Source organism: Pseudidiomarina indica (assembly GCF_900104245.1).
Taxonomy (GTDB): domain Bacteria; phylum Pseudomonadota; class Gammaproteobacteria; order Enterobacterales; family Alteromonadaceae; genus Pseudidiomarina; species Pseudidiomarina indica.
The window spans coordinates 97,023-118,090 of record NZ_FMXN01000003.1 but is presented as its reverse complement, the minus strand read 5'-3'; the positions used below and the strand labels follow the sequence as shown (position 1 = coordinate 118,090).

At 49.0% G+C, this 21,068-nt stretch carries 24 protein-coding genes; 5 read left to right on the top strand and 19 right to left on the bottom strand.

Going from position 1 to position 21,068, the window contains the following annotated elements; all coding sequences use genetic code 11:
• Positions 1 to 39: 39 nt before the first annotated feature.
• Positions 40 to 471: a nucleoside-diphosphate kinase gene (gene ndk / locus BLP64_RS03835; RefSeq protein WP_092591929.1), complete on the bottom strand. Its 432-nt coding sequence runs from the start codon at positions 469 to 471 to the stop codon at positions 40 to 42.
• 234 nt (positions 472 to 705) lie between these two features.
• Between ndk and BLP64_RS03830 the strand changes: the two genes are divergently transcribed.
• Both BLP64_RS03830 and msrA read left to right on the top strand, forming a co-directional pair.
• Positions 706 to 1,263, top strand: coding sequence for an acyloxyacyl hydrolase (locus BLP64_RS03830; RefSeq protein WP_092591927.1), 558 nt, complete (start codon positions 706 to 708; stop codon positions 1,261 to 1,263).
• A 110-nt stretch (positions 1,264 to 1,373) separates the two neighbouring features.
• Positions 1,374 to 1,904: a peptide-methionine (S)-S-oxide reductase MsrA gene (msrA, locus tag BLP64_RS03825; RefSeq protein ID WP_092591925.1), complete on the top strand. Its 531-nt coding sequence runs from the start codon at positions 1,374 to 1,376 to the stop codon at positions 1,902 to 1,904.
• Here msrA and fdx read toward each other — a convergent pair.
• The 9 genes from fdx to suhB form a co-directional block, all read right to left on the bottom strand.
• Positions 1,901 to 2,236 carry an ISC system 2Fe-2S type ferredoxin gene (fdx, locus tag BLP64_RS03820; RefSeq protein ID WP_092591923.1) on the bottom strand — a complete coding sequence of 112 codons (336 nt, stop codon included), beginning with the start codon at positions 2,234 to 2,236 and terminating at the stop codon, positions 1,901 to 1,903. The genes msrA and fdx overlap by 4 nt on opposite strands.
• Before the next feature lie 63 nt (positions 2,237 to 2,299).
• Positions 2,300 to 4,159 (bottom strand): Fe-S protein assembly chaperone HscA, encoded by a 1,860-nt coding sequence (gene hscA, locus BLP64_RS03815; RefSeq protein WP_092591921.1) that lies wholly within the window; start codon positions 4,157 to 4,159, stop codon positions 2,300 to 2,302.
• Between the two features lie 36 nt (positions 4,160 to 4,195).
• On the bottom strand, positions 4,196 to 4,696 hold the full coding sequence (gene hscB, locus BLP64_RS03810) for a co-chaperone HscB (protein ID WP_092591919.1): 501 nt from the start codon (positions 4,694 to 4,696) through the stop codon (positions 4,196 to 4,198).
• Between the two features lie 27 nt (positions 4,697 to 4,723).
• Complete coding sequence (gene iscA, locus BLP64_RS03805) at positions 4,724 to 5,047, bottom strand: iron-sulfur cluster assembly protein IscA (RefSeq protein ID WP_092591917.1); 324 nt, start codon at positions 5,045 to 5,047, stop codon at positions 4,724 to 4,726.
• 12 nt (positions 5,048 to 5,059) lie between these two features.
• Positions 5,060 to 5,446, bottom strand: coding sequence for a Fe-S cluster assembly scaffold IscU (gene iscU / locus BLP64_RS03800; RefSeq protein ID WP_092591915.1), 387 nt, complete (start codon positions 5,444 to 5,446; stop codon positions 5,060 to 5,062).
• 15 nt (positions 5,447 to 5,461) lie between these two features.
• On the bottom strand, positions 5,462 to 6,676 hold the full coding sequence (locus BLP64_RS03795) for an IscS subfamily cysteine desulfurase (protein WP_092591913.1): 1,215 nt from the start codon (positions 6,674 to 6,676) through the stop codon (positions 5,462 to 5,464).
• A gap of 25 nt (positions 6,677 to 6,701) precedes the next feature.
• A complete protein-coding gene (iscR, locus tag BLP64_RS03790; RefSeq protein ID WP_092591910.1) occupies positions 6,702 to 7,184 on the bottom strand; it encodes a Fe-S cluster assembly transcriptional regulator IscR in 483 nt (160 codons plus the stop codon).
• An 86-nt stretch (positions 7,185 to 7,270) separates the two neighbouring features.
• Complete coding sequence (gene trmJ / locus BLP64_RS03785) at positions 7,271 to 7,987, bottom strand: tRNA (cytosine(32)/uridine(32)-2'-O)-methyltransferase TrmJ (RefSeq protein ID WP_092591908.1); 717 nt, start codon at positions 7,985 to 7,987, stop codon at positions 7,271 to 7,273.
• A gap of 1 nt (position 7,988) precedes the next feature.
• Entirely contained in the window at positions 7,989 to 8,789 is an 801-nt protein-coding gene (gene suhB / locus BLP64_RS03780; RefSeq protein ID WP_092591906.1) for an inositol-1-monophosphatase, read from the bottom strand.
• A gap of 159 nt (positions 8,790 to 8,948) precedes the next feature.
• Between suhB and BLP64_RS03775 the strand changes: the two genes are divergently transcribed.
• Entirely contained in the window at positions 8,949 to 9,116 is a 168-nt protein-coding gene (locus BLP64_RS03775; protein ID WP_092591904.1) for a DUF3545 family protein, read from the top strand.
• Here the strand turns inward: BLP64_RS03775 and ung are convergent.
• A complete protein-coding gene (gene ung / locus BLP64_RS03770) occupies positions 9,113 to 9,763 on the bottom strand; it encodes a uracil-DNA glycosylase (protein ID WP_199286037.1) in 651 nt (216 codons plus the stop codon). The genes BLP64_RS03775 and ung overlap by 4 nt on opposite strands.
• A 64-nt stretch (positions 9,764 to 9,827) precedes the next feature.
• Here ung and BLP64_RS03765 point away from each other — a divergent pair, with 64 nt between their 5' ends.
• A complete protein-coding gene (locus tag BLP64_RS03765) occupies positions 9,828 to 10,934 on the top strand; it encodes a glycosyltransferase (RefSeq protein ID WP_092591900.1) in 1,107 nt (368 codons plus the stop codon).
• A gap of 36 nt (positions 10,935 to 10,970) precedes the next feature.
• Here BLP64_RS03765 and BLP64_RS03760 read toward each other — a convergent pair whose 3' ends face one another.
• The 4 genes from BLP64_RS03760 to BLP64_RS03745 all read right to left on the bottom strand — a co-directional run bounded on the left by BLP64_RS03760 (position 10,971) and on the right by BLP64_RS03745 (position 16,836).
• Positions 10,971 to 13,016 (bottom strand): S9 family peptidase, encoded by a 2,046-nt coding sequence (locus BLP64_RS03760; protein WP_092591898.1) that lies wholly within the window; start codon positions 13,014 to 13,016, stop codon positions 10,971 to 10,973.
• Between the two features lie 132 nt (positions 13,017 to 13,148).
• The gene (locus BLP64_RS03755; protein ID WP_233340096.1) at positions 13,149 to 14,993 is read right to left on the bottom strand and encodes a DUF1302 domain-containing protein; all 1,845 of its coding nucleotides are present in this window, start codon (positions 14,991 to 14,993) and stop codon (positions 13,149 to 13,151) included.
• Positions 14,994 to 15,160: 167 nt separating this feature from the next.
• Positions 15,161 to 16,090, bottom strand: coding sequence for an electron transfer flavoprotein subunit alpha/FixB family protein (locus tag BLP64_RS03750; RefSeq protein ID WP_092591894.1), 930 nt, complete (start codon positions 16,088 to 16,090; stop codon positions 15,161 to 15,163).
• Entirely contained in the window at positions 16,087 to 16,836 is a 750-nt protein-coding gene (locus tag BLP64_RS03745) for an electron transfer flavoprotein subunit beta/FixA family protein (protein WP_092591892.1), read from the bottom strand. The genes BLP64_RS03750 and BLP64_RS03745 overlap by 4 nt, the downstream gene beginning before the upstream one ends.
• A 142-nt stretch (positions 16,837 to 16,978) precedes the next feature.
• Between BLP64_RS03745 and BLP64_RS03740 the strand changes: the two genes are divergently transcribed.
• Positions 16,979 to 17,377 carry a SufE family protein gene (locus BLP64_RS03740; protein ID WP_176754908.1) on the top strand — a complete coding sequence of 133 codons (399 nt, stop codon included), beginning with the start codon at positions 16,979 to 16,981 and terminating at the stop codon, positions 17,375 to 17,377.
• On the opposite strand, the gene tcdA is transcribed toward BLP64_RS03740, so the two are convergent.
• The 4 genes from tcdA to lgt form a co-directional block, all read right to left on the bottom strand.
• A complete protein-coding gene (tcdA, locus tag BLP64_RS03735) occupies positions 17,374 to 18,156 on the bottom strand; it encodes a tRNA cyclic N6-threonylcarbamoyladenosine(37) synthase TcdA (protein ID WP_092591888.1) in 783 nt (260 codons plus the stop codon). The genes BLP64_RS03740 and tcdA overlap by 4 nt on opposite strands.
• A 309-nt stretch (positions 18,157 to 18,465) precedes the next feature.
• The gene (locus BLP64_RS03730) at positions 18,466 to 19,035 is read right to left on the bottom strand and encodes an outer membrane beta-barrel protein (RefSeq protein ID WP_092591886.1); all 570 of its coding nucleotides are present in this window, start codon (positions 19,033 to 19,035) and stop codon (positions 18,466 to 18,468) included.
• A 360-nt stretch (positions 19,036 to 19,395) separates the two neighbouring features.
• On the bottom strand, positions 19,396 to 20,247 hold the full coding sequence (locus BLP64_RS03725) for a thymidylate synthase (RefSeq protein WP_092591884.1): 852 nt from the start codon (positions 20,245 to 20,247) through the stop codon (positions 19,396 to 19,398).
• Positions 20,248 to 20,258: 11 nt separating this feature from the next.
• Positions 20,259 to 21,065: a prolipoprotein diacylglyceryl transferase gene (gene lgt / locus BLP64_RS03720; protein ID WP_092591882.1), complete on the bottom strand. Its 807-nt coding sequence runs from the start codon at positions 21,063 to 21,065 to the stop codon at positions 20,259 to 20,261.
• Positions 21,066 to 21,068: the final 3 nt, after the last annotated feature.

Here is a 21,068-nt window from a genome sequence, read left to right as displayed (position 1 = left end):
CGTTGTCGTAAATGGCTTGCTGTGTGTGATGTTAATGAATTAACGAGTGCGTGAGCAAAGCTCTTCTTCAGTGAAGAAGTAGGCGATTTCACGAGCCGCTGATTCGAGTGCGTCTGAACCGTGCACTGCGTTTTCATCAATAGATACAGCATAGTCTGCACGTAAGGTTCCCGCCAATGCGTCGGCTGGGTTGGTTGCACCCATGATGTCACGATGGCGTTTAACCGCATTTTCGCCTTCTAACACTTGTACCATGATTGGACCAGAGGTCATGAAATCAACCAGAGCACGGAAGAAAGGACGCTCTTTGTGCTCAGCATAGAAGCCTTCGGCTTGCTCGGTGCTTAAGTGCATCATTTTAGCAGCAACAATACGGAAACCTGCTGTTTCAAAACGGTGATAGATTGCGCCGATGACGTTTTTAGCAACGGCATCTGGCTTGATGATTGAAAGAGTGCGCTCTAAAGCCATGGTTTTCTCCGATTAAGTTGAATTAATAAGCAAAATTGAAATCGCGCGGATTATACCGAAAAGCCAGCTTTAGAGCTAGTGAATCCACCGTTTTGTCAATTCTCACTCATTCGAAAAAATCGATTGCTGCGTTCGATTAAATAACACCCCCAAAACTTACATACATGCATGAATGTATGTAAAATAATAGCCCTTTTGTTTTGCAAGGAACGCTTGTTGTAAGGATGTAGGCGTATGAAAAATATTAAGAACAAAACATTTGGGGTGCTGTTGGGAGGGTTGCTCTTGCCAGCCCTGTTAAGCTCCCCTGTGCAGGCCGATGAATTGCATGTTGCCGCCAGCTATTCCACCGATCATTTAAATGGGCTACGCGTCGGTTATCGCTGGACTGATGGCCCCAAAATTTTGCCAGAGTCGTGGTTCGCCTTGGTGGGCTCACCGCGTGTCCACTGGGAGCTGGGCTTAAATACTTGGGTCAACTCGCGTCATTCCGACGACCGCCTGAATGCATTAACCTTTAGCCCGGTCTTGCAATGGACGTTAACGCAATCGAATCGCCCACTTTTCCTTGAAGCTGGGATTGGTGTGTCCCTATTGGATGACCAACAGATCTCTGATCGTGATTTATCCATTTCTTTCCAGTTCGAAGACCGCATTGGCTTAAGCTGGCAATACGACCCCATCTCTGAAGCACGGCTAAGTTTTAGTTATGCACACTATTCACAAGCTGATTTAGCACGCCCTAACGACGGTCTCGACTTTTGGGTGTTGACCTGGCACGTCCCCATTTAAAGAACGGGCCTAAAGGTCGAGTTCAATGCTTTACAAAGCCCCTGCAAAGGCGTATCTTGAAAAAATAATTTGGCCGCTTAGACGGCCAATCATTCTTTCATGGAGTCACTATGACGCAACAAATTACCTTAGGCGGGGGCTGCTTTTGGTGCACCGAGGGTGCCTATAAGCAAGTACGGGGCATTACCGAAGTGCAATCAGGTTATGCCGGTGGGCACACGGAACACCCAACCTATGAAGAAGTATGTACCGGACAAACGGGGCATGCGGAAGTCGTACAGTTAACCTTTGATCCAACCGTTATTTCAGTACGGGAAATTTTAGAAATATTCTTTGCGATCCACGATCCCACCCAATTAAATCGGCAAGGGAATGACATTGGAACGCAATATCGGTCCGCAATTTTTTATCATACAGACGAACAACGCCTAGCGGCAGAAGCAATCATTGCTGAAATGGAGCAAGAACAGGTGTGGCCTCAACCTATCGTTACAGCACTCGAAGCGATCACGGTATTTTGGCCCGCGGAATCCTACCATGAGAATTACGTTGAGCGTAATCCTGAAAATGCGTATTGCCAAGCCGTGGTGCAGCCGAAACTCGCGAAGTTTCGACGCACCTTTGCCAGCAAATTAGCTTAACCTTCGCGTGCGTGGTTAATACTGTATTTCGGTATTTCAACCACTAAATCTTCGCCATTTACACGGGCTTGGCATCCTAACCGTGAGTCAGGATCTAAGCCCCATGCTTTATCGAGCATATCATCTTCATTTTCTTCGATATCATTGAGCGAATCGCCGCCTTCACGAATATGCACGTGACAGGTCGTGCATGCGCAAACTTTCTCACACGCATGCTCGATTCCAATGCCACTCCGTAGTGCAGCATCCAATACACTCTCACCATCTTGCGCTTCGACCACCGCCCCTTCAGGGCACAGCTCATGGTGGGGAAGAAAAATAATTTTTGGCATTCTAACTACCTCATCTGGACCAGCTCGACGTTTCCCAGCTGGTAAAAACTAACTTGGTCACGCTTACATATCGTCAATGTTGCTACCAGCGAGCGCTTTACGTATTCCTGCATCCATTCGGCGAGCAGCAAAATCGGCACTGGCTTGATCAACCCGTTCGATGGCTTGCTCAATCACCTCAGCAGAGCTTCCCTGACGCGCGTGGCGTAGTTCGTCCATGGCTTGCGCTAAGGTGTCTCGTTCAGCTGCTGATAATAATTCTGCATCTGCGGCTAATGCACTCATGAGTGCTTCAAGCACACGGTCGGCTTCGACTTGTTGCTCGCGCAACATCCGTGCTTCCATGTCTTCTTTCGCATGGGTCATGGACGAGCGAATCATCTGGGTGATTTCTTCTTCGGCCAAGCCATAAGACGGCTTCACCTGTACCGAAGCACTCACTCCACTTGATTTTTCCATTGCGGTAACACTTAACAACCCGTCGGCATCCACTTGGAAAGTGACCCGAATATGAGCTGCTCCAGCTGCCATCGGCGGAATATCCGTCAACACAAACCTTGCTAAGCTACGGCAATCGTCCACCAGCTCGCGCTCGCCTTGCACCACATGAATCATCATGGCGGTTTGACCATCTTTAAAGGTGGTGAATTCTTGTGCTTTGGCGACTGGAATTGTGGTATTGCGTGAAATCACTTTCTCGACCAACCCGCCCATGGTTTCCAGCCCAAGGGAAAGTGGAATCACGTCCAGCAATAACATGTCTGAATCGGGTTTATTACCCGCAAGAATATCTGCTTGGATGGCAGCCCCGATGGCAACCACTTGATCGGGGTTAATGGAAGTAAGCGGTTCGCGTTGAAAAAACTCGCCCACCAACTCACGCACCAAAGGAACGCGGGTTGAGCCCCCTACCATCACCACATCGAGGACATCATCAGCGGTCACGCCAGCGTCTTTCAATGCGCGTCGACATGCAGTTAAGGTACGCCGGATAAGATTTTCAATCAGCGCATTGAGATGGCTACGCGTCAGCTCAAGCTGCTGTCCATTCCAATCAATCAGCGTGCTGTCTAATTCTGTTAATTGTTCTTTGGCTTGCTTCGCGGCATTAATTAATTCGCGCTCGGTGCGTGCTTCAACCTGCTCAGGAAGCTGCCATTGTTCTTTCAGCCAACGCACAATGCTTTGGTCAAAGTCATCCCCACCTAACGCGCTATCACCGCCAGTTGCGAGCACCTCAAAGACACCACCCTGCAAACGCAAAATAGAGATATCAAAGGTTCCGCCACCCAAATCATACACGGCAATAATGCCTTCTCGGCCTGAATCCAAGCCATAGGCGACTGCAGCCGCCGTTGGTTCATTAAGCAAGCGTAATACATTTAAGCCCGCTAACTGAGCAGCATCTTTCGTTCCTTGACGTTGGGCATCATCAAAGTAGGCAGGAACGGTAATCACCACACCCGTGAGTTCCCCTCCTAATGATGCTTCCGCACGTGCCGCAAGTGCTCGCAAAATATCGGCTGAGACTTCCACCGCATTTTTTTCACCAGCACTGGTGTGAAACACCGGAACCCCGTGCTCGGTTTCGCTCATATGGTAGGGGAGATTACTAAAATGACGTTGAACATCGGCCACTGTGCGGCCAATAAAACGTTTTACTGAGACGATGGTATCTTGGGTGGCGATGGAAGCGTCAGCTTGTTTGCTGATGGCTTCATAGCCAACCACCGGGGTGGCTGCGCCATAATGCACCACCGAAGGTAACATGGCGCGATCCTGTTCATCACGCAAGATGGTCGCCGAGCCACTACGGACACTCGCCACCAATGAATTGGTCGTGCCTAAATCGATTCCTGCTGCGAGACGATGTTGGTGAGGCGCGGTACTTTGCCCCGGTTCGGCGATTTGTAATAATGCCATGGGTACCTCTAAATTCTTGGCGTGGTTCGTGAGTCGTTAGTCGAGTCGATCTTCAATCCGCTCCAGCTCTTGATGGAGTTTATGCATAAACTTTAATTTACGCACAGTTAACGCGGCGTCTTGATCCGCGCCAGCCGCTAAGAATTGCTCCAGCGCGACCTGTAAATCACGCATTTCTTCTTGCAAATCTTTATAGGCTGATTCCAGCATGGACCAGTCTTTCACTGTCGCAATGCGTTCCCGCCATTCCATTTGGGCCATCAAAAACTCAGGATCTTTCACCGTGGTTTGCTCATGCGCTAATTCAACCCCGCGCATGGCCAGTAAATATTCTGCACGTGTTAAGGGAGAGCGCAGCGTTTGATATGCATCATTCAGCTGAGCTGTTCGCTGCACGGCAAGTAACTTTTCCCGATCCGTGCCGTGAGCAAAACGGTCTGGATGCATGGTTTGTTGCAATTTTCGGTAACGCTGTTGCAATACCGCCGCATCAATATTGAATGCGGCGGGAAGATCAAACAGTTCAAAATGATTCATGACTTACCTAATGCGATTCAGGCATTGTTATACGTTGAAGCTTTCTCCACAACCACACTCGCCTTTGGCGTTCGGGTTGCGGAACTCAAAGCCTTCGTTCAGCCCTTCTTTGACGAAATCGATTTCAGTCCCGTCTAGGTAGACCAAGCTTTTACCATCAATAATGATGTTAATGCCTTTGTCTTCAATAACGGTGTCGGTATCCTCAACTTCGTCAACGAACTCCATCACGTACGCCAAGCCTGAACAGCCTGTTGTTTTTACGCCTAAGCGGATACCGACTCCTTTGCCACGTTGTTCGAGGAACGTCCGTGCGCGTTTGGCCGCCGCTTCAGTCATGGTAATTGCCATCTGCTAACCCAATTAACCTGCTTGCTTCTTGTTGCGATAATCGGCAATCGCCGCTTTGATTGCATCTTCTGCCAAAATTGAGCAGTGAATTTTTACCGGTGGTAATGCAAGTTCTTCTGCAATTGCGGTATTTTTCAGTTGCTCAGCTTCTTCCACTGATTTGCCTTTCACCCACTCGGTGACCAGGGAGCTCGACGCAATCGCTGAACCACATCCATAAGTTTTAAACTTCGCATCTTCAATGATGCCGTCATCGCTAATTTTCAACTGTAACCGCATGACGTCACCACACGCTGGTGCACCTACCATGCCGGTTGCAACATTCGGGTCATCTTTATCAAATGAGCCAACGTTACGTGGATTCTCATAATGGTCGATTACTTTGTCACTGTATGCCATAACCTGTTACCTCTCTTAGTGTGCCACCCATTCGACCTTGCTCAGGTCGACGCCGTCTTTATACATATCCCAAAGGGGTGACATGTCACGTAGACGACCAATCGATTGATTAATTTGTGCGATGGCGTAGTCAATCTCAGCTTCTGTCGTAAACCGGCCAAAGCTAAAGCGAATGGAGCTATGCGCTAACTCATCATCACGACCAAGTGCGCGCAGCACATACGAAGGCTCTAAACTGGCCGAAGTACATGCAGAGCCTGATGATACGGCAAGATCTTTCAATGCCATAATCAAGCTTTCACCTTCCACATAGTTAAAACTCACGTTGAAGATGTTGGGAACGCTATGGGTTTGGCTACCATTGATATACACTTCTTCAATGTCTTTAATGCCGTTCCACAACCGCTCACGCAGCTGCTTGAAACGTTCTTGATCGGCAGCCATTTCTTCTTTCGCAATTCGCGCAGCTTCACCGAAACCGACAATTTGATGCGTCGCTAAAGTGCCTGAACGCATGCCACGCTCGTGACCACCGCCATGCATTTGAGCATTTAAACGCACCCGTGGTTTACGGCGTACATACAAGGCACCGATTCCTTTTGGCCCGTACATTTTATGCCCAGAAATACTAAACAAATCGATTGGCATGGTGGCCATATCGACTGGAATCTTCCCGGTGCTCTGCGCTCCGTCGACGTGGAAAATAGTGCCATTTGCGCGACATAAGTTTCCAATGGTTTCAATATCTTGTACTACACCCACTTCGTTATTAACGTGCATTACACTGACCAAAACAGTGTCTTCACGCAGGGCTGCCTTGAATACGTCAAGGTCAATTAACCCATCACTTTTTACGTCTAAGTAGGTGACTTCATAGCCCTCGCGCTCGAGCTCACGGCACGTATCTAACACGGCTTTATGCTCAGTTTTCACGGTAATAATGTGCTTGCCTTTTTTACTGTAAAACTGGGCCGCGCCTTTAATAGCTAAGTTATCTGACTCAGTCGCACCGGAAGTGAACACAATTTCACGAGGGTCGGCATTGATTAAATCGGCAATGTGGTTACGAGCAATGTCCACCGCTTCTTCCGCTTGCCAGCCAAACCGGTGTGACCGCGATGCCGGGTTACCGAACTGCCCATCAAGGGTCAAGTACTGCATCATTTTCTCAGCAACGCGCGGATCGGCCGGCGTGGTTGCTGCGTAATCTAAATAAATCGGTAATTTCATCAAGCTACTCCTCTTGCCAGACTGCTTACTGGCTCAATGCAATTTGGTTCTCGCGTTTTTTCTGGTCGGCCATACGTTGACTTTGGCGCTTTGCGACCGTTGCCACATCTTCTTGCTGGACCAACTCAGCCAAACTAATGCCGGCGAGAAAATCTTCAATTCGTTCGCTTAAACCGGTCCACAATGAGTGTGTTAAACACCGGCTACCGCCTTGACAGTCCCCTTTACCTTGGCAACGGGTTGCATCAAAGCTTTCGTCCACGGCCTGAATGACCGCACTAATAGAAATAAGTTGAGGTTCTAACCCCAGCCGATAACCGCCGCCGGGGCCTCGAACACTACTGACCAAGCCATGCTTGCGTAAACGCGCAAACAATTGCTCTAAATAACTTAAGGAGATTCCCTGGCGCTCAGAAATATCTGCCAACGGAACCGGACCTTGGTCTGTATGAAGCGCCACGTCGATCATTGCAGTAACTGCATAACGGCCTTTTGAGGTTAAGCGCATAGCGATGCCTCCAATTAGTTAGGCCCTTATTTTGTCATTCCCGACCAATTTAGTCAACTATTATTCAGGGAGCAAATCGATAGCGCTTATCGGATTTTCTTATCAATCGAAGTGAGGATTCCGCGCAGTATATTCAACTCGACTTCTTCGGGGCGTGCTCGGCTAAACAGGCGGCGTAATTTAGTCATCACATGGCCCGGATGGTTTTTAATAATAAAGCCAGTATCTTTTAACGTCGCTTCCAAATGCACATAAAAACGCTCGAGATCTTCAGCGCGGGGGTAAACCGTCGTGTCCGGCTCTGGTTGCTGGTGCGCCTCTAAATATTGCATGCGTATTTCATACGCAAGGGTTTGCACCGCCATGGCCAAATTGAGAGAGCTGTAATCAGGATTCGTAGGAATATGCACATGATGCGTACATTGATGCAGCTCATCATTGGTCAGGCCGCTACTTTCTCGCCCAAACACCAATGCCACAGGATAATGAGATGCTTCCGCCAACACTTTGCTCGCTGCTTCACGCGGGCCTAGCAAAGGCCAGTCTAACGTACGGTTACGAGCACTGGTGCCCACAACCAACCCGCAATCATGAATGGCTTCCGCAAGGGTCTCGACTTGCACCGCGCTATAAAGCACATCCGTTGCTCCCGCAGCCAAGGCAGAAGCATGGCTATCGGGAGGCTGAACTGGATCCACTAAATACAGCTGGCTCAAGCCCATTGTTTTCATCGCCCGAGCCACTGAGCCAATGTTGCCGGTATGACTGGTATTCACCAGCACAATACGAATCTGCTGTAACATATTAACGCAAGGACTCTGGTAGTTTGTTTTTTGCGATCATCAGTAAGTGCTGAACAACTTTTGGCGCGCCAGCAACCACATGGCCGGTTTTCATAAAGTGATGACCGCCACCGAAATCAGTCACGATGGCTCCTGCTTCACGCGCAATGAGTTGACCGGCTGCAATATCCCACGGCTGTAGGCTGAACTCCCAGTACCCGTCAATCCGGCCATTGGCCACGTAGGCTAAATCTAACGCCGCAGAACCCGCTCGACGCATGTCGGCAGTATGTTGAAATAATTCCGTAAACAAAGCGGTGTAATCTGCGACTAAATCTTTGCGTTTGAACGGGAAGCCAGTCGCCAGTAAGGCGCCATTTAAATCTTTATGATTGGTGACACGAATCCGTCTGCCATTCAATTGGGCCCCTTGGCCACGGCTCGCAGTGAATAGTTCTTCGCGTAATGGGTCATACACCACTCCAGCCTGCACCACACCCTTATAGGCGTATGCAATGGAGATGGCAAAGTGAGGGATACCGCGCACGTAATTGGTGGTGCCATCTAAGGGATCAATAATCCATTGATGGTCGTTATCGCGCCCTTCGTTATGACCACTTTCCTCCGCCATGATGGCGTGATCAGGATAGGCTTTGCGAATGACGTTAATAATTGCATCTTCGGCAACACGGTCGAGCTCACTCACGAAATCGTTTTGGCTTTTCGTCGTGACATTAAGGTCCACTTCGACACCAAAGCTTTTGACTAAAATTTTGCCGGCCACACGCGCTGCGCGCACCGCTATGTTTAACATCGGATGCATACCAATTACCTGTGCTGTAAAAGAACAATTTTAATGGGCGCGAATTATACGTTTTTTAGGGGGAAGGATGCAAGTGTTCACATTTCCACCAACCCATGTTATAAGAATGATGCTCGATGCATCACATTAAAACAATAAACAGAATAGCCGGAGGGTCCCATGGATCATTCAGAAGAGCTCAAGCAAGTTGCATCTAAGTCACGTAAGAAGTCATCAGCAGGCAAATGGCGCGAAATTGAAATGCTGAAAGAAAAGTATCGCCTACGCGAAGAACTCCAAGACATTAACTTGGATTTCGATGGCGACCTGGACGACTTCGATTTCTAAAACTGAATGACTCCCTTGCCCTGAGCAGCAAGTAGTTCATTCGTTCGGCGAAAGTGCCCAGCACTAAAAAAGCCACGGTGTGCCGATAAGGGCGAGGGATGTGCTGTCTCTAAAACATGGTGCCGTTGACGATCAATCAACGCCCCTTTCTTTTGCGCATGTGCCCCCCACAGCAAAAAGATAATGCCCTGACAATGGTCATTAATGCCGGCAATCACGGTATCCGTAAATTGCTCCCACCCCCACGTGGCATGTGAATGCGCTTTGCCTTGTTCCACAGTTAACACCGTATTCAGCAATAACACGCCCTGAGCAGCCCAATGACTTAAGTCACCCGATTGTGGGATTTGAAACTCGGGATAATCCTGTTGAATCGCTTTGAAAATATTACGTAACGACGGTGGGTGCGGCACCCCGGCAGGCACTGAAAAGCTCAAACCATGGGCTTGGCCAGGGCCGTGATACGGATCCTGCCCTAAAATCACCACGCGTAACTGCTGTAAAGGCGTGGCCTTGAACGCAGCAAAAACTTGCTGCTGGGGCGGATAAATGACTTTCCCCTGCTCTCGTGCACTGGCAACACGCGCTAACAATTCTTGGAAATAGGGTTGCTGTTTTTCACAATCTAGCACGTCTGTCCAACTGATCATCGTTCTCAACCTGTGGTATAGTTTTGACACTCTCAACATCATACGGAAACTACTCCCACAAATGAATGGCTTGAAAAAGATTCGGGTGCTGCATTTTGTCACCGGCGGTTTTTCCGGCGGCGCGACCCAAGTCGCCCTAGGTCTCGTCCGCGCTGGTATGGAATCGAATGACCAAGAGCCCATGTTGGTTTTGCGCAAGAAAGCGCGAGGCGATCAACGTCGTGTGCAAGAGCTGAAAGCGGCAGGGGTGCCCTTGCATCAAGTGAATAACTGGACCCACCTCACCACCATTTGGGAACTGGCGGCATTCTGTCGCCAATTCAAACCGGATGTGGTGTTAGCACACGGCTTCAGTGAGCACTTGTGGGGACGCTATGCCGCTTTACTCGCCAAAGTACCGGTGGTGGTTCAAGTGGAACATAATACCAAGGAACGCTACACCCACTGGCGACTTGCTCAATCACGTTGGTTGGCACAATACACCGATAAAATTGTGGGGTGTTCCGAAGGGGTACGGCTGGCGTTATTGCAACAAGGGTTGCCTGCCGAAAAATGCATCGCCATTCCTAATGGCATCAATCTTCAGCCGTTTGCCGCGGAGCCACCGCCATGGTCCAGTCGCTTGCCCAAAGTATTAATGGTAGCGCGAATTGCCAAGCAAAAAGATCATGCCACCTTAATTGCCGCAATCGCCAAATTACGCCAACAAGGCATTGAGTTACCGCTTACCATTGTCGGCAAAGGAAAGTCGCGCATGGTTGACGCCTTGCAGCGACTGGGCGCCGACTTAGGTGTTGCGGACTTAATCGATTGGCGGGGGTATTCCAATCAAGTTCCAGAATTACTGGCTGAACATAAATACTTTGTCCAGTGCACCCATTATGAAGGCATGCCGCTTACTTTATTAGAGGCCATGGCGGCAGGCTGTGCGGTTATCGGCAGTGCCGTGCCTGGTGTGCAAGAGGTGCTGGCGGAGCAATCCTTCGGCTTACTGCATCGTCATCGTGATGCTGACCACTTAGCGTCTCAATTGCGTCAACTGATGGAACAGGATGAAAGTGCGGCAGCAATGGCCCAGCGCGCCCGCGAACATGCCTTTGTGAATTACAGCAAAGAGCTCATGAATGAGCGTTATGAACAGTTACTACAGGAATTGGTGGCGCAATAACGGTTGCGCCACCCAGCTGAACGATTCCCAAAAGACTTATTTTTGCTCTGCGTGCTCATTAAACCAGTGCAGAATATAAGCCACTTTCGCCATTAAGTTTGACGGTCGGTTGGCAATCCCATGAGGGGCATCTGGCACACGAACCATCGCTGTTTTGACCCCTGCTAATTTCAGGGCTTGATAGTACTGCTCTGTTTCTGAAATAGGCGTTCGATAATCCGCGTCGCCGGTCAACAACATGGTGGGTGTTTTCACTTGCCCCACGTAGCTAATCGGTGAGTACTTCATGTAATGTTCCTGATGCTCCCAAGGCTTGCCCGGAAACCAGTACTTACTAAAGTAGTTATAGCTATCGGCCGTTAACACAAAGCTGTACCAGTTAATCACCGGCTTTGCCACCACCGCAGCGGCGAAGCGATCGGTGTGTGATACCGTCCATGCGGTCAGTACGCCACCGCCACTGCCACCAGTCACATACAGACGCTGCTCATCGATAAAGCCTTTGGCGATAACCGCATCAACACCATCCATTAAATCCGTGTAATCTTTGCTCGGGTAGTTATGATGGATCTCTTGCGCAAACTTTTCACCGTAACTCGTGCTCCCGCGCGGGTTGGTATATAACACCACATAGCCGTTGGCTGCCATTAATTGGATTTCTGCCGCAAACGAACCGGCATACGCCGTATGAGGACCGCCGTGGATTTCAAGAATCAGTGGGTATTTTTGTTGCGGATCAAAGTTAGGTGGATAAGCAATCCAGCCTTGAATTTTGTAATCTCCATGCTGTGAGTCATACCAAATTTCCTCCACCCGTCCCAACGTCTTATGCGCCAACGCATCCTCATTCAACTGAGTCAGTTGACGGGTTGCGGTGCCAGCCTGCAACATTAAATCGGCAGGTCGATAAGGGTGGGCAAGGGTATACACCAGGTCACCGTGTTTACTGACATCATAGGTACCCCCACTGTAGGGGCGCGTGTAACTTAAACCACCCATGGCATCGGTCAACTCTCGACGTTCGCCGGTGAGAGTTTGATACGCAATCACCCCCTTCCCTTCACGGTCAAAGCTGTAATACACCCCCTTGCTATCGGCCGACCATTTCACATTGGCCACCGCATAATCTAAATCAGCAGTGAGCAGTTTGGGCGAACTTTTACCGTCTAATTCCATGACATACAGATGAGTCAGCTGATAACTCATATAGCCGTCGTCGTACCCCAGCCATGCCAACTTTTTACCGTCAGGGCTAACTTGTGGAGAGCGATCGGGACCGTTGCGGTCGGTGAGCTGAACAATTGCACCATCGGTGACTGATACTTGGTAAAGCTCAGAGTTATTCGGTTGATGGAATGCATCGTCTCGACGATTCGCCGAAAAAATAATGTGCTTGCTATCGCCTGTCCAAGTGAGCTGTCCCCCATGGTTGAATTCGTCATGGGTTAACTGACGAGGGGTTCCTCCAGCAGCGGGAACCACATAAATCTGCGTATAGCCATCAGCTGCATAACCAGCCCCATCGAATCGGTAATTGTCTTTATCAATGTATATGGCCGGCTCCGCCCAATTTGCACCTTTGGGTTTCCCTGGCAGCTTCACCGGAGCAGACTTCTGCTGCGGAGTAAACATCGTAAACGCCAACCATTGCCCGTCAGGTGACCAAGTTAATTGACTCGGACTGCCGGTTAAACGTGTCATAGGCGCATGATCACGCGTATCCGTCCAGTACAGGTGAATTTGATTGCTGCCGGTACGATTGGAGACAAAAGCGAGCACACTGCCGTCCGGTGACCAGGTAGGCGAATGATCATTGGCAACCCCACCGGTTAATGGGCGCATCTCACCTTGATGATCCACTCGCCATAAGTTTCCTAGCCGGCGGTCGGACATAATATCCATGTAATTACGCACAAACACCGTGTAACTTCCGTCCGGGTGAACGGCTGGTTGTGATGCATATTCTAGTTGAAACACATCCTCGAGCTGAAACAACTGGTGTTGAGCTGCACTGGTATCAGCAGGCTGAGCAACCGCATTCGTGGTGGCGAATACCATCAGCAGGGGTAAAAACCTTTTCATGGTGGATATCCTTGTTGTCTTTTTTATTGGTTGGTGAGGTTACTATCGGAAATATGGCACCGAAGTTCATGCCGAACGCGACTAATGGTAAAAAAAAACCGCCGTAATGGCGGTTTTTTTCATCACAGTCGTTTAGAAACTGTAGCTAAAGCTAATTGCTGCAAAATCACGGTCATCCGCTGGATCGTAAGCAGCACCATCGGTGATGTTGTACGCCACACCAATTTTGTACTTCGACAAGTAGCTGAAATCAACGCTCAAACCAATGGTCTTACGACCTTCAATAAAGTTCGAGTTGGCAGAGTAACCATGAACGTCATGGCCGAAAGCGATAGTCGGGCTAACGTTCCAACCAGCAAATACGTTGTTGTATTCACCCACTAAACGCGTCCGATAACCCCATGAGGATGAGGTGACAAAGCCTTCACAGTTAATGTCTAACGCTGCTGTTGGGTTCCCCAATGCGTTTTGATCTGCAACCGTTAAACACTTACCAAACACTGGGTTACGACCATAACGTTGCTCGTCCAGACCGACCAGACCATGCACCTTGCTCACCGCAACTTCACCAATAAAGGTGTAACGGTCAGCACCCAAGAAACGCTCAAAGAAGCGTACCCCGGTCAACTGCCACTGAGTGACATCATACTCATCATAGCCGTGTTGCAATTCACCCAAGTTGGTCATGTTACCGGCGTTGTCATACTTGATGCGGTTGCTGAAAGTGCTTGGCACACCCGCACGTAAACCAGCGGTCAAGATTTCAGTCGTATTAATCTGTACCGGCATATCCAATCGGTGGCTCACTTCAGCACCTACTGACCAGCTACCAACTAAGGTTGACGCACTCACACCGAAGATTTTCTGATCTTCCGGGAACTCCAACACATAGTCAGGCCCTGCAATTGGAAGGCCATTTGGGTGGTTCAACGCCGGTGACGGTTGCTCAATCCAGTTGTACGCCGAAATAATTGGCGTTTGAGTATGGATATTCATGAAGTAAAGACCAAACTCAGTATCAATGCTGGTGGCATAATGACGCAGCGCGAAACCGTATTGGCCGCCATCATCCGGGGTAATGTCCGCACGGCGATCAATATAAGTACCGTACATGACTGAGTCACGGTCACTTAAGTTAGAACTAGGATCGTTCGGCACCAAGGTAGGGTTTAACGTCACCTTGTTACAACCTGGTCCGCCTAAAATATCTACGGTAGAGAAGAAGGTACCACAACCATCCAACTTGTAGTCATCCCACTCATATTGGTAGAACATGTCTAAGCTGGTGTTGTCACCTAAGCCCAAGTTCACGTTTAACATGCCTACCGGCAATAACGCTTCTTTAATTTCCACCCCAGGTCGACGAGTCGAGTTCACGTCAATTGGGTTGATCGCGTTGATGCCGTTCAGGATAAAGGTACTTTCACCCCAACTCAGAACTTGACGCCCCAAGCGTACGTTGACTGGCATATCACCTAGGTCAAAATAGCCATAGACGAAAGCATCGAGTAGCTTAATACCAGAACCGCTGGACCAGCTATCGAGACCATCATGATCTAACGTCACATCTGGATAATAATTCGTGGCTGTATGACCGTGTGCAACTTCTTGATTTCTAATTACGTCGTCATACCAATATTTAAAACGTACGAAAGCACCGATGTTACCGCCATCAATACTCAAGTCATGAACCCCTTTGATCACCGACGATACCATATCGCCTTTGTCATAGTTCAAGTTACCATCATCAGCAACACCTGATTGCCCTGTACCACCTGCCATATTTCCTGGATGAATAAAGCGAAGGTCTTGGTCTTCCATCCGCCAAGCTGCACCATAAGAGATGATAGAATCAAACTTAATACGGAAATCACCCACTTCGAAATCCGCTGCCTGAACGCTTGCTGTGCCTGCTAATGCCAGCGCGATTGCTGACGCGATCGGTAATTTTTTAAGCATAGTTGTTCTTCTTTTCATGTTAGCCACCTAATCCAATTAGGATGTTATAGCAACAATCATGTCCGATGAGTTGCAAATATGCAAGTGATTCGTGTGGAAAAATTAACTCGTTATTAACCCAAAATAAAAAATCTCCGCCCACAAAGTGTGGACGGAGATTCCTCGATAAACGACTGATGAATCAGTTACAGTTGTTGCTCTAGCTCTGGTAATACTTCGAACAAATCGGCAACAAGGCCGTAATCTGCCACTTGGAAGATAGGTGCTTCTTCATCTTTATTAATGGCCACGATCACTTTCGAGTCTTTCATCCCCGCTAAGTGCTGAATCGCGCCGCTAATCCCAACGGCAATATACAATTCAGGTGCAACAATTTTACCGGTTTGCCCCACTTGCATATCGTTCGGTACAAAGCCAGCATCAACTGCAGCGCGTGACGCTCCAACCGCAGCTCCTAACTTATCGGCAATCCGCTCCAGCATTTGGAAGTTTTCACCGTTTTGCATGCCTCGTCCGCCCGAAATGACAACCCGAGCAGCCGTTAAATCAGGACGTTCAGACTGGGCTAACTCTTCACCAACGAATTGAGCTTGTGCTGTTTCTTTCACTTCGCTGATCACCTCTACAGAGGCATTGCCGCCTGTTGCTACAACGGGATCAAATGCGGTTGAACGCACAGTAATCACTTTCACCGGATCGCTCGACTGTACGGTAGCAATCGCATTACCCGCATAGATAGGGCGTTTAAAGGTGTCCGCACTTTCCACCGCAATAATGTCGGAGATTTGGGCAACATCTAACAACGCTGCCACCCGCGGCATAAAGTTTTTACCGGTCGTCGTGGCTGGCGCTAAAATGTGTTGATAGCCAGCTCCCAATGCCACCACTAACTCACTCAAGTTTTCCGCTAAAAAATGCTCATAGGCCGCATGATCAGCGTGCAATACTTTATTTACTTGAGCAACTTGCGCAGCTTCGGTGACCACCGCTTGGCACTGATGTCCTGCCACTAAGACAGTAATATCGCCACCAATTTGGGTTGCGGCCGCAATGGTCTTCAATGTTGCCGCATTTAAGCGAGCATTATCGTGTTCGGCAATGACAAGAATACTCATAGCACTTTTGCCTCATTCTTTAATTTTTCAACCAACTCAGCGACATCGGCAACTTTCACACCGGCGCTCCGTTCTGCAGGCGCTTCAACCTTTAACACTTTCACCGTGCGCGCCACGGTCACTCCTAAATCAGCAGGAGTCGTCACATCGAGTGGTTTTTTCTTCGCTTTCATAATGTTTGGTAATGACGCATAACGCGGCTCATTCAAACGAAGGTCGGTAGTCACAATGGCTGGTAATTGAAGTTGCACGGTTTGCAAGCCACCATCAACCTCACGGGTAACCTTCACCACCCCTTCTTCAACCGAGACTTTAGACGCGAAGGTGCCTTGCGGCATGCCGGTCAAAGCACCCAACATCTGGCCGGTTTGGTTGTTATCGGAATCGATGGCTTGTTTGCCCAAAATCACCAATTGCGGTTGTTCATTGGCAACCACTGCTTGCAGCAATTTTGCGACTGCCAGTGAATCTGGCATGTCATCGGTTTCAACGTGAATGGCGCGATCAGCACCGAGCGCAAGTGCTGTACGAAGTTGCTCTTGTACGGTTTTTGGACCAATACTCACAACCACCACTTCACTAGCAATCCCTTTCTCTTTCAAACGAACGGCTTCTTCAACCGCGATTTCACAGAACGGGTTCAGGGCCATTTTCACGTTAGCGAGATCAACGTCGGATTGGTCCGCCTTCACGCGTACCTTCACGTTGTAATCAATGACGCGTTTGACCGCCACTAATACTTTCATGTTATCGTTCCTGTTGTTTAGAGTTCTGTTTAGAGGTTTTTAACTCGCTGCAAGATTAACATTTTTCGCAGCAATAATGGTACTCTTATGCACGATTTTATTGATGAAACCCTCCAATCACATAGTTTTTATTAGGCTTTTCATGTACGGCAAACTCTCGGAACTTGATCTCAAACAACTTCGCCAGGCTCTCGGTGAGCGCGAACAGCGGCTGCGTTATTTGGTCCAATTGGCACGCCAAACGAAACTGCCCGATGACTTTCGCCAGTCGGAACGGGAAGTGTTTGGCTGCGAGGCGCGGGTATGGGTTCAGGTAACCTGGTCAGCACAGGGGTTGATGCTACAACTCGACAGTGAGTCACGAACCATTCTTGGTTTATTGCAGTTGCTCGCCAAAGCGTTGCAAGGCGCCAGCCCAGCCGAAGTACAAGCATTTAACTTAACCGCTTACTTACAAGCGTTGGGGTTAACGGAGTTTGTAAGCAGTTCACGCCGCAATGGCCTGCAGCAAGTGGTGCAGGCCATTCAACGCTGTGCTTAAGCAGAGGGAACTCTGAGGTTCTGCAGTTTTTGTAATAATAAGGCGACGGCGTGCATCGCAAAGGTCGCGGTCACCGGCATCGCCGCCCCAAACCCTGTCGCACAATCCATCCGCATACTTCCAGAGCCAGGCTTTTGATGGGTCCACCCACCATCCGCGGTGGGGTAGCGAAGCTGTTCCGTCGAATACACTGCGGTGACGCCAAAGTTGCGACCGGGGGTTCTGGTAAAATGATAGTCACGACGAAGTAAGGAGCGAACCTTGGCTAACAAGGGATCTTGGGTGACTTTGGCTAAATCTGTGGCGGTGACTTGGTTGGGATCAATTTGTCCCCCAGCACCCCCACAAATTACTAGTGGCAACTTGTGACGTTTACACCAAGCAATGAGTGCGGCTTTGACGGGCACACTATCAATAGCATCGAGCACGGCAGTAACGGGCGCTCCCAAATAGTCATCAAGGTTATCAGCGGTCAAGAAGTCGTCGATAACGCGCACGTCGCATTCAGGGTTAATATCTTTCACCCGCGCGGCCAATACTTCCGTTTTCAGCTGCCCCACGGTGCTTGTTAAGGCCGGTAATTGGCGGTTGATGTTGGTGACACAAACATCATCAAGATCAATGAGGGTTAACCCCGCCACGCCAGAACGGGCAAGTGCCTCCACCGCCCACGAGCCAACGCCGCCAAGACCGATCACGGCCACATGCTGGGATTGAAATGATTGGGCTGCTGCCGTCCCGTAAACGCGCTGTATTCCCGCAAACCGTTCTTTACTCATGAAAACCTTACTCCGTAACCGCCAGCGCCCTATTCTAGCAGGTGTCACCCAGTATTCACACGCTCTTGGAAGTGGATTTATTCCTCGATAGGTACCAGTAAACTTTCATGAACGTAGCGTGACTGCTCATGATAAATTTCCTTCTTGGTGTGTTAAGTCATCATGAAAAATACTATCAAGAACAGTCATTCACGCTACCGATTGGGCTTTGCTGTCTTGGCGTTGAAAAACCTCTATGAACCGAAACCTAAATAAAAAGGCACCCCAAGAGGAGTGCCTAAACCAACAAGGAATCATTCACGGATGGAATTAGAAGTTGTAGCTCACACCAAAAGACAGCATGCTTGTGTCGCTATCAATGTAGGAGTAATTGGCCTGCAAAGCCCATGATGGGTTCAGGTAATACTTACCACCTACAACGTAGCTTTGGTCGCTTTCGTCCCACACATCTAAGTGTTGAATGTGGGCATCAAGTTCAAACTTGTTATTGAAGGCATGACGTACCCCTGCGAGTGCCGTGTAACCTGTGTCACTATCGCTTAGTGAGCCCAGCTCAATCCGATCATGAGCCACCCCAATAACACCATATAAAGCTGTTGCTGGCGCAATAGCGTGCTTGTAGCCGAAACCAACGACCGCTTGAATGTTGTCAAGGTCGCCTTTTGTTAGGAAGCTCGCTTGTGCGTAGCCAAAGATCTTGTCATTGAATGACTGAGAATAATCAATCTTGGCACCACCAACGTGAATATCGCTTACATCAGCGTTCAAGTATGAGGCGCTCATATAATCGAATGACGGTTGTGATTCAGCCGCAAGTACTGCTGTTGAAGTCAAACCCATTACTGCACTTAGAGCGGCAATCAAACCCAGTTTTTTCATAATCGTATTTCCTTAAATGACTGTTAAAAAACCGGAGATAGTTTAACACAAAAAATGCATGAATATACCGCTGCTTAGAGCGGTTGTTACTGAATAACCAGACTATCTGTTGCGGCTGTAACAAGGGCTTTTGACTGCTCCCCTCCCGATTGGGCGAGGGTTTACGCGGTTTTTGCTAAAGACCCAATCACCCCAAAATCCGGCCGGGAATAAAAATCGAAAAAAAGGGAAAAGCTAACTTCAACAATGTGTTACGAGCTTTCCCCTTTGGAATTTCAGGCTGAAATTCTAGCTTCTAATGCGATCCATGCGACAACAGACATCTCAGACTCACTTAATAATGATTGTTATCCTCTGCCTCTATACACTGAATGGATAGGCAATGGCTGGATGAGATTGATAGTTGTGAACCATAAAATCGTCCACGGTAACCCAAGTTTCGAGATCCTCAAGGGTACGAATATCAGGATTGATCTCCAATTGGGGGGCTGCAAAAGGCTGCCGCTTCAGTTGCACATCACGCATGAGTGCTAACTGGTCTTCATAAATGTGGGCATTGACAATTTTATGGTAGGCTGTGCCTGCTTGATGGCCGGTGATCTGTGCCATCAAAGCCAACAAGGTAAACACTTGTACTTGGTTAAAGTTCAAGCCTAATGGCACGTCGCATGAACGCTGATAGCTGGTCAGGTAAAGTGTATCGCCGAGCAACGAGAAGTTATGAGTATGCATGCACGGTCGCAGGCAGCCTAAATGAAATTCACCGGGGTTATAGAAGGTGATAATTTCCCCCCGATCATCTATACCACGGCGCAAGTTATCGACCACCTTACGCAACTGATCAAGAGTGCCGCCATCGGGCTTGGCCCAAGCGCGCGCTTGCACGCCATAAACTCGCCCCATATCATCCGGACCTTGCCGATGGGGGTTGGCCAACCAAGCTTCGTTTTGATTCGCATTGGCATCCCAAGTAGGCGTGCCTAACGCGCGAAAATCTGCGGCACTGCTGTAGCCACGAATGTATCCCAGTAATTCAGCAATAGCCGCTTTCCAATAACTTTTACGCGTGGTGATGAGCGGGAATTCATTGCGATCAACTCGGTATTCTAAATCGGCATTGATAACGGTTAAACAACGCTTCCCCGTCCGTTCGTTACTCACCCATACACCTTCATCAACAATGCGCTGACAAAGCTCAAGATATTGTTTCATGCAGCGGCTCCTTATTGTTTATTTTGTTGTTTGTAAGCCAGCACTATCAAGCCTAAGCCAATCACAATCATCGGCATCGACAACCATTGTCCCATAGACCAACCAAAGGCTAACAGTCCCAAATGGCTATCGGGCTCACGAGCATACTCCACCACAAATCGAGCGCAACCATAGCCGACCAAGAATAAGCCTCCAATACTGCCAACCGGGCGTGGTTTACGACTGTAAAGCGCAAGAATCACGAACAGTAGCAGCCCTTCCAGCCCTGCTTGATATAACTGCGAAGGATGGCGAGGGAGCTCCCCGGCAGCCGGAAACACCATTCCCCACGGCACCTCAGTGACTCGTCCCCACAGCTCACCATTAATAAAGTTACCAATGCGGCCAGCGCCTAAACCAATGGGGACTAGTGGCGCAATAAAATCACCGACGGCTAAGAGCGAACGCTGATTACGCCAAGCAAACCACCAAAGGACCGCAATCACGCCTAGCAAGCCACCATGGAAAGACATACCACCACTGGTAATATCGAACAAATAGAGTGGGTTATCGAGGAAGTATTGCCATTGATAAAACAGCACATAGCCAACTCGGCCCCCGACAATGACCCCAATAAATGCCCAGAACAAAAGATCGCTAAAGAGCTTTTCATTCCACCCTTGGGCCACATAGTGTGGTTGACGGCACTGGCGATTTCCCCACCACCAAGCAAACAAAAAACCCACGAGATACATCAAGCCATACCAACGCAAATCCAGGGGCCCAATACTGATAATAATGGGGTCAATGTTAGGGTGTACGAGATAGTTTGTTTGCATGAC

What these genes read in the sequence shown, in the direction of transcription:
- ndk (WP_092591929.1), bottom strand. Translation starts at nt 471, where the DNA reads ATGGCTTTAGAGCGCACTCTTTCAATCATCAAGCCAGATGCCGTTGCT.
- BLP64_RS03830 (WP_092591927.1), top strand. Translation starts at nt 706, where the DNA reads ATGAAAAATATTAAGAACAAAACATTTGGGGTGCTGTTGGGAGGGTTG.
- msrA (WP_092591925.1), top strand. Translation starts at nt 1,374, where the DNA reads ATGACGCAACAAATTACCTTAGGCGGGGGCTGCTTTTGGTGCACCGAG.
- fdx (WP_092591923.1), bottom strand. Translation starts at nt 2,236, where the DNA reads ATGCCAAAAATTATTTTTCTTCCCCACCATGAGCTGTGCCCTGAAGGG.
- hscA (WP_092591921.1), bottom strand. Translation starts at nt 4,159, where the DNA reads ATGGCATTATTACAAATCGCCGAACCGGGGCAAAGTACCGCGCCTCAC.
- hscB (WP_092591919.1), bottom strand. Translation starts at nt 4,696, where the DNA reads ATGAATCATTTTGAACTGTTTGATCTTCCCGCCGCATTCAATATTGAT.
- iscA (WP_092591917.1), bottom strand. Translation starts at nt 5,047, where the DNA reads ATGGCAATTACCATGACTGAAGCGGCGGCCAAACGCGCACGGACGTTC.
- iscU (WP_092591915.1), bottom strand. Translation starts at nt 5,446, where the DNA reads ATGGCATACAGTGACAAAGTAATCGACCATTATGAGAATCCACGTAAC.
- BLP64_RS03795 (WP_092591913.1), bottom strand. Translation starts at nt 6,676, where the DNA reads ATGAAATTACCGATTTATTTAGATTACGCAGCAACCACGCCGGCCGAT.
- iscR (WP_092591910.1), bottom strand. Translation starts at nt 7,184, where the DNA reads ATGCGCTTAACCTCAAAAGGCCGTTATGCAGTTACTGCAATGATCGAC.
- trmJ (WP_092591908.1), bottom strand. Translation starts at nt 7,987, where the DNA reads ATGTTACAGCAGATTCGTATTGTGCTGGTGAATACCAGTCATACCGGC.
- suhB (WP_092591906.1), bottom strand. Translation starts at nt 8,789, where the DNA reads ATGCATCCGATGTTAAACATAGCGGTGCGCGCAGCGCGTGTGGCCGGC.
- BLP64_RS03775 (WP_092591904.1), top strand. Translation starts at nt 8,949, where the DNA reads ATGGATCATTCAGAAGAGCTCAAGCAAGTTGCATCTAAGTCACGTAAG.
- BLP64_RS03765 (WP_092591900.1), top strand. Translation starts at nt 9,828, where the DNA reads ATGAATGGCTTGAAAAAGATTCGGGTGCTGCATTTTGTCACCGGCGGT.
- BLP64_RS03760 (WP_092591898.1), bottom strand. Translation starts at nt 13,016, where the DNA reads ATGAAAAGGTTTTTACCCCTGCTGATGGTATTCGCCACCACGAATGCG.
- BLP64_RS03755 (WP_233340096.1), bottom strand. Translation starts at nt 14,993, where the DNA reads ATGAAAAGAAGAACAACTATGCTTAAAAAATTACCGATCGCGTCAGCA.
- BLP64_RS03750 (WP_092591894.1), bottom strand. Translation starts at nt 16,090, where the DNA reads ATGAGTATTCTTGTCATTGCCGAACACGATAATGCTCGCTTAAATGCG.
- BLP64_RS03745 (WP_092591892.1), bottom strand. Translation starts at nt 16,836, where the DNA reads ATGAAAGTATTAGTGGCGGTCAAACGCGTCATTGATTACAACGTGAAG.
- BLP64_RS03740 (WP_176754908.1), top strand. Translation starts at nt 16,979, where the DNA reads ATGTACGGCAAACTCTCGGAACTTGATCTCAAACAACTTCGCCAGGCT.
- tcdA (WP_092591888.1), bottom strand. Translation starts at nt 18,156, where the DNA reads ATGAGTAAAGAACGGTTTGCGGGAATACAGCGCGTTTACGGGACGGCA.
- BLP64_RS03730 (WP_092591886.1), bottom strand. Translation starts at nt 19,035, where the DNA reads ATGAAAAAACTGGGTTTGATTGCCGCTCTAAGTGCAGTAATGGGTTTG.
- BLP64_RS03725 (WP_092591884.1), bottom strand. Translation starts at nt 20,247, where the DNA reads ATGAAACAATATCTTGAGCTTTGTCAGCGCATTGTTGATGAAGGTGTA.
- lgt (WP_092591882.1), bottom strand. Translation starts at nt 21,065, where the DNA reads ATGCAAACAAACTATCTCGTACACCCTAACATTGACCCCATTATTATC.